Consider the following 7737-nt stretch of genomic DNA (forward strand, 5'->3'; position numbering starts at 1 on the left):
AGTCCAAGCGGGTGCGAATTTCTTCCAAGGATCGTGATACGACATCCGTCACATAGGTCGTAAACGTGAAAATAACCATAGCATTGAGGGGATCCACGATGACAAGAATTGGTTTCCAGATCATTAATCTGGTGCTCGCGGCGGTCGCGGCCGCGGCGTTCCTGGCGCTGTTCGGGCTGGCGGCGCGGCCCGCGGCGGCACAGGGCTTTGAGGCGCCGGTGATCCGGGTGTCGGGCGAGGGGGCGGTGACAGTGGCCCCGGACATGGCGGTGCTGAGCCTGGGCATCCGCGAAGAGGCGCGGACGGCGGAGGTGGCTGTCGCGGCCATGGGGCGGCGGACGCAGAGCGTGCTGGACGCGCTGGCGGAGGTTGGCATCGTCAAGACCGACATCGCCACGGGCAGCCTGAGGCTTGACCCGACCTTTTCGTCTTCGTCGATCAACTCCGGCCCGCAAGTCACGGGATTCGTGTCGGAAATCACGTTGGAGGTGCGGATCCGGGACCTCGATGAGCTCGGTGGGATCCTGAGCTCCGTCGTGGCCGAAGGCTCCAACCTTTTCCAGGGGGTGCAGTTCGACGTGGCCGACCGGGACGAGGCTCTGGACGAGGCCCGGGCGCTGGCGGTGGCGGACGCGCGGGCGCGGGCGGAGGTCTTTGCGGCGGCGGCCGGGGTCGCCCTTGGCCCGCTGCTGAGCCTGTCGGAGGCCAGTGCGGGCGGCGGCCCCGCGCCGATGATGGAGTCGCGGGCCATGGACTTCGTGCCGGTGCCGCAGGGGGAATTGACGATTCGCGCCAATGTCACGATGGTCTACGGGATTTCCGAATAAATTCCTTTGCCTGCGCGGCGGTCCTCATGGGGACCGCGCCCCGGCGCGAAAGGCCGGGGCGCGGTTCTGCCGGTCAGGCGTTGGCCTTGGCCAGCGCCTGATCGAGATCGGCGATCAGGTCGTCGGCATCCTCGATCCCGATCGACAGGCGCACCACGTTCGGTGCGGCGCCGGCGGCGATCTGCTGCTCTTCGGAGAGCTGCCGGTGGGTGGTTGAGGCGGAGTGGATCACCAGGCTTCGGGTGTCGCCGAGGTTGGCGACATGGGAGAAGAGCCCAAGCGCATCGACGAACTTCTTGCAGGTCTCGTAGCCGCCCTTGAGCGCGAAGGTGAAGAGCCCCCCCGCGCCTTTGGGGCAGACCTTCGCCATCCGCGCCTTGTAGGGCGAGCTGTCCAGACCGGCATAGGTGACCGTCTCGACCGCGTCGTGTGCTTCGAGCCATTTGGCGACCTTCTCGGCGTTTTCCACGTGGCGGGCCATGCGCAGGGAGAGGGTTTCGATCCCCATCAGGGTGTAGTGGGCGCCCTGCGGATTCATGGTCATGCCGAGGTCGCGCAGGCCGACGGCGATGGAGTGGAAGGTGAACGCCATGGGGCCCAGGGCTTCGCCGAAGGTGAGGCCGTGGTATGCCGGTTCGGGCTGTGACAGGGACGGGAACTTGTCCGAGGCCATCCAGTCGAACTTGCCCGAGTCGACCAAGCAGCCGCCGGTCACCGTGCCGTTGCCGGTGAGATACTTGGTGGTGGAGTGGACGACCAGCGTGGCACCAAGCTCGATCGGGCGGCAGAGGTAGGGGGTGGCCGAGGTGTTGTCGACGATCAGCGGCAGGCCGGCCTTGTCGGCGATCGCGGCGATGGCGGGGATGTCGGTGATGTAGCCGCCCGGGTTGGCGATGGCTTCGCAGAAGATCGCGCGGGTGTCGTCGTCGACCGCGGCGGCGACGGCGGCCTCATCGTCGAAATCGACGAATTTCGCCGACCAGCCGAAGCGCTTGATGGTCTGGCTGAACTGGGTGATCGTGCCGCCGTAGAGCCGGGTCGAGGCGACGATGTTGCGGCCGGGGCCCATCAGCGGAAACAGGGCCATGATCTGGGCGGCGTGGCCCGAGGAGCAGCAGATGCCGCCGGCGCCGCCCTCGAGCGCGACGATCCGGTCGGCCAGCGCCGCGACGGTCGGGTTGGTCAGGCGGGAGTAGATGTAGCCCACTTCCTGCAGGTTGAAGAGCGCAGCGGCGTGATCCGCGTCGCGGAAGACATAGGCCGTGGTCTGGTAGATCGGGACCTGGCGGGCGCCGGTGGCGGGATCGGGGTTGGCGCCTGCGTGGATCTGCAGGGTGTCGAAGCCGAGCTGGCGGTCTGTGGACATGGGGTACTCCCTCGTTTTCTGTCGAAGCGGACGCTACGCGGTGCGGCCGGGCCGCACAATACTTGCCGGCGGTGGCTGCGGGGGCGGTGTTTCTGGGCGTGGCGGGCAGTGTCGGCGGAACGGTGGGACGACGCTCGGCTGCGCCATCGCCCCGCCCACCGTCCCTTGGGCGCGGCGCGGGCGGGCCGGTTCAGCGCATCCAGAAGCCGTGCTTCTTGATCTGGTTGCGCAGCTTGCGCTCGGGGCGGGGGAGGTTGTCGCGATCGAACAGGGCGCGGACCTTTTGACCCCGGCCCTGGAACAGGAAGCGCTTGAAGGGTTCATGGCCCTTCAGCACCTTCTTGATCCGGTTGGGCGTGGCCGCCGCCTCGGCCACCTGCACCGCCCGGTCGCTTTCGCGGGCGTAGAGCAGGGGCATCACCCGCCAGTGGCAGGTCATCTCTCCGTCGAGCCCGTCGAGCTCCGGCCCCGGCCGCCCGCCGCCGAAGGAATGGATGACGAGCGGCAGGGCGACCTGGTCCAGCCAGGGGTCCAGGCTCTGGATCACCAGCTCTTCGGGCGGGTCGTCGCGGATCGCGGTGGCGTAGTCGAGGAACCGCCGCCCGAAGGCCACCGGGTCGGCCCCGAAGAACCAGCCCGCGTTGAAATAGAGATACCGCTGCCAGTATTCGGCGGGCTGGCCGAGGTCGAGCGAGCTTTCGAACTCCAGCCCGAACTTGTCGTAGAGCGACCGCCAGATCGCGGTGTAGCCGGGCCAGTAGAGCTCTTCCTCGGGCCAGGAGCCCTCGCGGCGCATGGAGGCGGCGGGGCGGCTGAAATCGAAGGGCACGGTCTGCAGGTCGCCCAGCACCAGCGTGTCGCTGTCGAAGAACACGAAGGGCGCATCTTCGGGCATGGCAAGCAGGCCCTCGATCTTGTTGCCGTAGGGATAGGCCGCGCCGAAGGTCCGGCTCTCGAAGGGGCGGATCTCGGCGCCGAGCTCCAGCAGGGCCGCGCGGACGTCGCTGGCCATCCGCGGCTCCCCGGGCCAGAGCGGGCCGGGCTGCGGCTCCACCACCACCAGGCGGCCGGCGAAATCGGGGGTGTTGGCCCGCAGCGAGGCGGCGAACAGCAGCGCCTCACAGCCCAGACGGCCGGCCTGGCCGACCACCATGATATTGAACGCTTGGTCGTGGACTGGCTTTCGCGCCATTATGGACCCATCCGGCTGCTCTCGTCCGCGCAGTATAGGCTGTGCCCGGGGGCGGGGAAACCGGTGCCATTGTCCGGAGGAACAATATGCTCGAATTCTACCTGCCGTTTATCATCGGTGTCGCATTGGGTATCGATCCGACCGCCTCGGGCGGGGGCGCGACCGCCGCCCCCGACGAGATCGCGGCCCCGCTGGAGGACAATATCGGACAGGGCTCGGGCGATGACGGCACCGGCCGCGCACCCGAGCCGCAGGTCGCGACGGGCAAGTTCACCACCGCGCTGGAGGTGCGGCCGATCCTCGGCATGACCCAGGCCAACTGGGTCGCCGTGCGCGATTACAACGGGCAGGACCTGTTGTATTTCACTCATCTTCTCAGCTGGCGCTGCGGGCTCTGGGACATCAGCTATGGGCTGAACGGGGCCCCGCCCGAGGAGGTGTTCCCGATGGAGCCGTGCTATCCGGACACCGCGTCGCCGAACGCGCTGGTGGCCTCCGAAAGCTATCTGCCCTACATCAGCCTGCCGGCGGGCAGCGTCGACAGCGTGACCGTCGCGATCACCTATGACGACGGCGGCACCGAAGAGGTGACATTCGAGCGGGCGCAGGTGCTGATGCCCTGAGCCTAGCGCCGGGTCAGATCGACGACCGAGGTCTCTTCGGTCCCCGCACGGGTCTGGCGGGTCGTCGCGATGCGCAGGCCGTCGCCGTCCAGCGGCACGAACTGGACCGCGGCGGTCTCGCCGTCTGCCGTGCCGCGCAGGGTCAGCGCGTTGTCGTCCGGCGTGCCGGTCAGCTCTTCGATCCTTGTGGTGGTGTTGGGCTCCACCCCTTGGCCGCGGGCGATCACGCTGCCATCGGGCTGAGGGGTCAGCAGCAGGCCGATCTCGATCCCGCCTTCGGGGATCGCGCAGCGGCCGGTGACGAAGGTGGCCGCGCCCTGCGGCTCCAGCGAGATGCGGCAGCGGATCGCGCCAGTGGTGCCGCCGCGCAGCATCTGGCCCGCCCCCTGCCAGTCGCCGTGCTTGGTGGTCACATCGAAGGCGGCCGCGGCGGGGGTGGCCAGACACAGGACGGCGAGGGCTGCACGGATCATCGGGAGGACTCCTTGGGGCTGGCCCAGACCAGAAGGCTGGGAAACAGGAAGAGGTCGGCGACCAGCGCGAGCGCGACCGCCGAGGCCGTCAGTCTCGCGAAGATGCCGATCGAGGGCAACAGCGACAGCGCCGAGACCGAGAAGCCGAGGATCAGGATCAGCGAGGTGATGACCACCGGCGGCGTCACCGCATTGACGGCCGCGGCGATGGCCGCCGGCCCTTCGCTGCTCCGCCGCTCGATCCGCAGGCGGTTGAGCAGGTGGATCGTGTCGTCGACCGCGATGCCGAAGGCGATGGTCAGCGCGATGGCGCCGGTCAGCGTCAGCTGGGTGCCGGTCACGACCAGCCAGGCCTCGACCCCGAGGATCGGCAGCAGGTTCGGCACCAGCGATGCGAGCGCAAGCCGGACCGAACGCATCAGCACCGCCGAGAGCACCACCACCAGCGCCACCGCGAGGTAGAAGGCCACGCGCAACTCGATCACCAGCCGGCTGACCTCGGTGAAGGACATCAGCGGATAGCCGGTAACCTCGGCCACGTCGGAGAGGCCGGCATTGGCCAGCTCGGTCTCCAGCCGTTGGGCGAAGGCGCGGGTGCCGTCCTCCTTGGTGCCCAGCGGCGCCGCCACCGGCAGCGCGAAGGCAGAGCCGTCCTCGGCCAGAAAGCGGCGGGTGATCGGGTTGGCGGCGTCGATCCGGTCGGGCAGGCTGATCGGCTGCCCGTAGATCGCCCGGGCGACCGCGTCGATGCGCGTCCGGTCGGCGGGCTGCAGACCCGGCGCCGGGTCGGCAGCGGCCACCACGACATGGAGCCTGTCAGAGCCGGGCAGCTTGGCCTCGACCTCGGCCAGGTCGCGGGCGAAATCGGTGCCGCGCGGGATGTGGTGGGACATGTCGTAGCCTGGCCGGGTCAGCGTCGTCATCCCCAGCAGGATGACCAGCAGCGCCACCCCCGCGGCCCCGACAGGCCCGGGCCGCCGGAGCAGGCCCAGGGCCAGGCGGCGCACCGGGGCAAAGCTGTAGCCGGGCAGGCGCACGGGCCCCCGCGTCATCAGCCGTGCCATGGGCGGCACCATCAGCATCACCACCACGAAAACCAGCGCCAGCCCCACCGCGCCGACCCAGGCCAGGGTATTGAGCGTGGGCGATCCCACGAAGAGCAGCGACAGGAACGCCATCCCCGTGGTGATCGAGGTCAGGAACAGCGCGGGCCATGTCTCGCGCACCGCCCGGGACATCGCGGCCGATTGCGCGGGACCGGGCGGCAGATCCCGGGCCGCCTTGCCGATGGCGTGGTAGAGATGCACCGTGTCCGCGAAGGTCATCACCACCAGCAGCGTGGGCACCATGGCCACGAGCGGATCTACCGGAATGCCCGCCGCGGTCTGCAGCCCCAGCGCCCAGGCGAGGCTGACGATCGAGGGCACCGAACAGATCACCGCCGCGACCCAGGACCGGAACAGGATCAACGACAAGACCGCGCTCAGCGCCATCGACAGCGGCATCAGCCGTATCTGGTCGCGTGCCAGCGCCTGTGACACGCCCAGGTGCAGCTGCGACAGGCCCACGCGGTGGACCGTCAGCGCGGGCGCGGCGGTCTGCAGCGCCCGCTCGAGCGCCGCGGTCCGGTCGTCGAGCGCCATGTCGTGGTCGGGCAGCACGGTGACCAGCGTCAGGCTGCGGTCCTCGGCCAGCATCTCTGGGGCCAGCGGCACGGCGTCGTGCAACGCCGCCAGCCGGTCGGCGGGGGCCAGATCGTCAAGCGCGGGGCGGCGCAGGAAGGGCCTTTCGGGGTCCTCGGGATCGGGCAGCGAGAAGATCGAGATCACGCCGGTCACGCCCTCGGTCAGCTGCAGCTCGATCAGCAGGTCCTCGAGCGCGGAGAAGCTGCCGGGCGCCCCGAGGTCGTCGGCCACGACCGAGAGCACCGCGTCCCCGCCGACGGTGCCGAAGGTCTCCTGGAAACTGGCGAAGCGCTGGTAGGTTTCGGAGGTGCCCTGCAGGGTCCGCGACAGGTCGCCCTGCATGCGGATCCCCGTCGCCGTCCAGCCGGCCAGAAGGGTCACGGCCAGGATCGCGAGCAGCTGCAGGATGTCTCTGGTCCGCGGGGTCATTCGCGGCAGATAGGGCGTTCGCCGCGATCCGTCCATCGACTTGTCCGTTTCCCTGTCCCGCGCACCGGCGCTCCCGCGGGCGCCCCGGGCCCGCGCAGCGGCGCCCGCACGGGCGCCCTGGGGTCAGCTTGGCGGCGCAAAGATGAGATCGCAACGCAGCCCGGCCGGCAGCACGAGGTCGGAATTGTCGAGCTCCAGCCGCAGCCCGAAAGTGCCGGTGGCCGCATCGAAGACCTGGTCGACCACCGTGACCACGGCCGCGTAATTGCCGCCGATCGGGTCTTCCGGCCGAACGGTCAGGGTGTCGCCCACGGCGACCGCCCCGTAATAGGAGATCGGCGGGAAAGCCTCGACGCGCAGCCGATCGACCCGCGCCAGGGTCAGGACATGGGTCTGTGCCTCGTGCATCTCGCCCACGGTCAGGCTGCGCTCGGTCACCACGCCGGACATGGGCGCGATCATCCGCTTCTGCTCCAGCCGCAGATCGGCCTCGCGCGCCTCGATTTCGGCCAGCTCACGGTCCATCCGGGCGGAGGCGAGCTCCTCTCGGGCGACATCCGCCTCCAGCCGCGCCTCGAGCGCCTGCGCGGCCGGGATCGCGCGATTCTCCGCCAGACGCTCGGCCCGCTCCGCCTGGCCTTCAAGGTAGTCCAGGCGGGCCTGGCGGGCGGCGACCTGGTGCGGATTGGCCGCGCGCGCACGTGCGCGCTCAACTTTGATCGCCTCGATGGTTGTGTCCAGTTCCGCCAGCAGATCGCCCTTGGTCACCACGTCCCCGCGCGACACGTGCACCGCGCTGACCAGCCCCTCCACCGGGAACGAAAGCTCTGCCGTTTCAGACGGTTCCACCAGGCAGAGCACGGGGTCGAGCACCTGTTGCGCGGCAAGGTGCACAGGCATGCCCAAGGCCGCGAAAGCCCATGTTGATATGGCTTAAAAGAGGGATCTAGACCGTTTCATGTGACACTCAAGAGCATTGACGGGACAGAAGGATTAACGAATAGGTTTCCCATTACGTTCTGAACGCCAGCATTTTTTAGCATGTTGAAGGTCCGGGGGTTAAGATGGGTCGCGTCAAGCGGATAAGGTCGGGACTGCCCCTGACACCTTTTCGGGGCACGTCTCGGAGCCCCTTCGGTCCC

Annotated in this window: 7 protein-coding genes; 2 read left to right on the plus strand and 5 right to left on the minus strand. The window is 69.0% G+C overall.

The window, feature by feature from the left end; translation table 11 throughout:
• Positions 1-98 precede the first annotated feature (98 nt).
• Positions 99-827: an SIMPL domain-containing protein gene (locus tag ROA7023_RS07865; RefSeq protein ID WP_085878466.1), complete on the plus strand. Its 729-nt coding sequence runs from the start codon at positions 99-101 to the stop codon at positions 825-827.
• Between the two features lie 73 nt (positions 828-900).
• On the opposite strand, the gene ROA7023_RS07870 is transcribed toward ROA7023_RS07865, so the two are convergent.
• Together ROA7023_RS07870 and ROA7023_RS07875 are read right to left on the minus strand one after the other, a co-directional pair.
• The gene (locus tag ROA7023_RS07870) at positions 901-2193 is read right to left on the minus strand and encodes an O-acetylhomoserine aminocarboxypropyltransferase/cysteine synthase family protein (RefSeq protein WP_085878467.1); all 1293 of its coding nucleotides are present in this window, start codon (positions 2191-2193) and stop codon (positions 901-903) included.
• A 190-nt stretch (positions 2194-2383) separates the two neighbouring features.
• Complete coding sequence (locus ROA7023_RS07875; protein ID WP_085878468.1) at positions 2384-3385, minus strand: GT-B fold glycosyltransferase domain-containing protein; 1002 nt, start codon at positions 3383-3385, stop codon at positions 2384-2386.
• 86 nt (positions 3386-3471) lie between these two features.
• On the opposite strand from ROA7023_RS07875, the gene ROA7023_RS07880 reads away from it, so the two are divergent.
• Positions 3472-4008 (plus strand): hypothetical protein, encoded by a 537-nt coding sequence (locus ROA7023_RS07880; RefSeq protein ID WP_085878469.1) that lies wholly within the window; start codon positions 3472-3474, stop codon positions 4006-4008.
• Positions 4009-4010: 2 nt separating this feature from the next.
• Here the strand turns inward: ROA7023_RS07880 and ROA7023_RS07885 are convergent, their stop codons facing one another.
• The 3 genes from ROA7023_RS07885 to ROA7023_RS07895 all read right to left on the minus strand — a co-directional run bounded on the left by ROA7023_RS07885 (position 4011) and on the right by ROA7023_RS07895 (position 7495).
• Positions 4011-4481 carry a hypothetical protein gene (locus ROA7023_RS07885; RefSeq protein ID WP_085878470.1) on the minus strand — a complete coding sequence of 157 codons (471 nt, stop codon included), beginning with the start codon at positions 4479-4481 and terminating at the stop codon, positions 4011-4013.
• Positions 4478-6631, minus strand: coding sequence for an efflux RND transporter permease subunit (locus tag ROA7023_RS07890; RefSeq protein WP_085878471.1), 2154 nt, complete (start codon positions 6629-6631; stop codon positions 4478-4480). The genes ROA7023_RS07885 and ROA7023_RS07890 overlap by 4 nt, the downstream gene beginning before the upstream one ends.
• Positions 6632-6718: 87 nt before the next feature.
• Positions 6719-7495: an efflux RND transporter periplasmic adaptor subunit gene (locus ROA7023_RS07895; RefSeq protein WP_085878472.1), complete on the minus strand. Its 777-nt coding sequence runs from the start codon at positions 7493-7495 to the stop codon at positions 6719-6721.
• Positions 7496-7737: the final 242 nt, after the last annotated feature.

The organism is Roseisalinus antarcticus (assembly GCF_900172355.1).
Taxonomy (GTDB): Bacteria; Pseudomonadota; Alphaproteobacteria; order Rhodobacterales; family Rhodobacteraceae; genus Oceanicola; species Oceanicola antarcticus_A.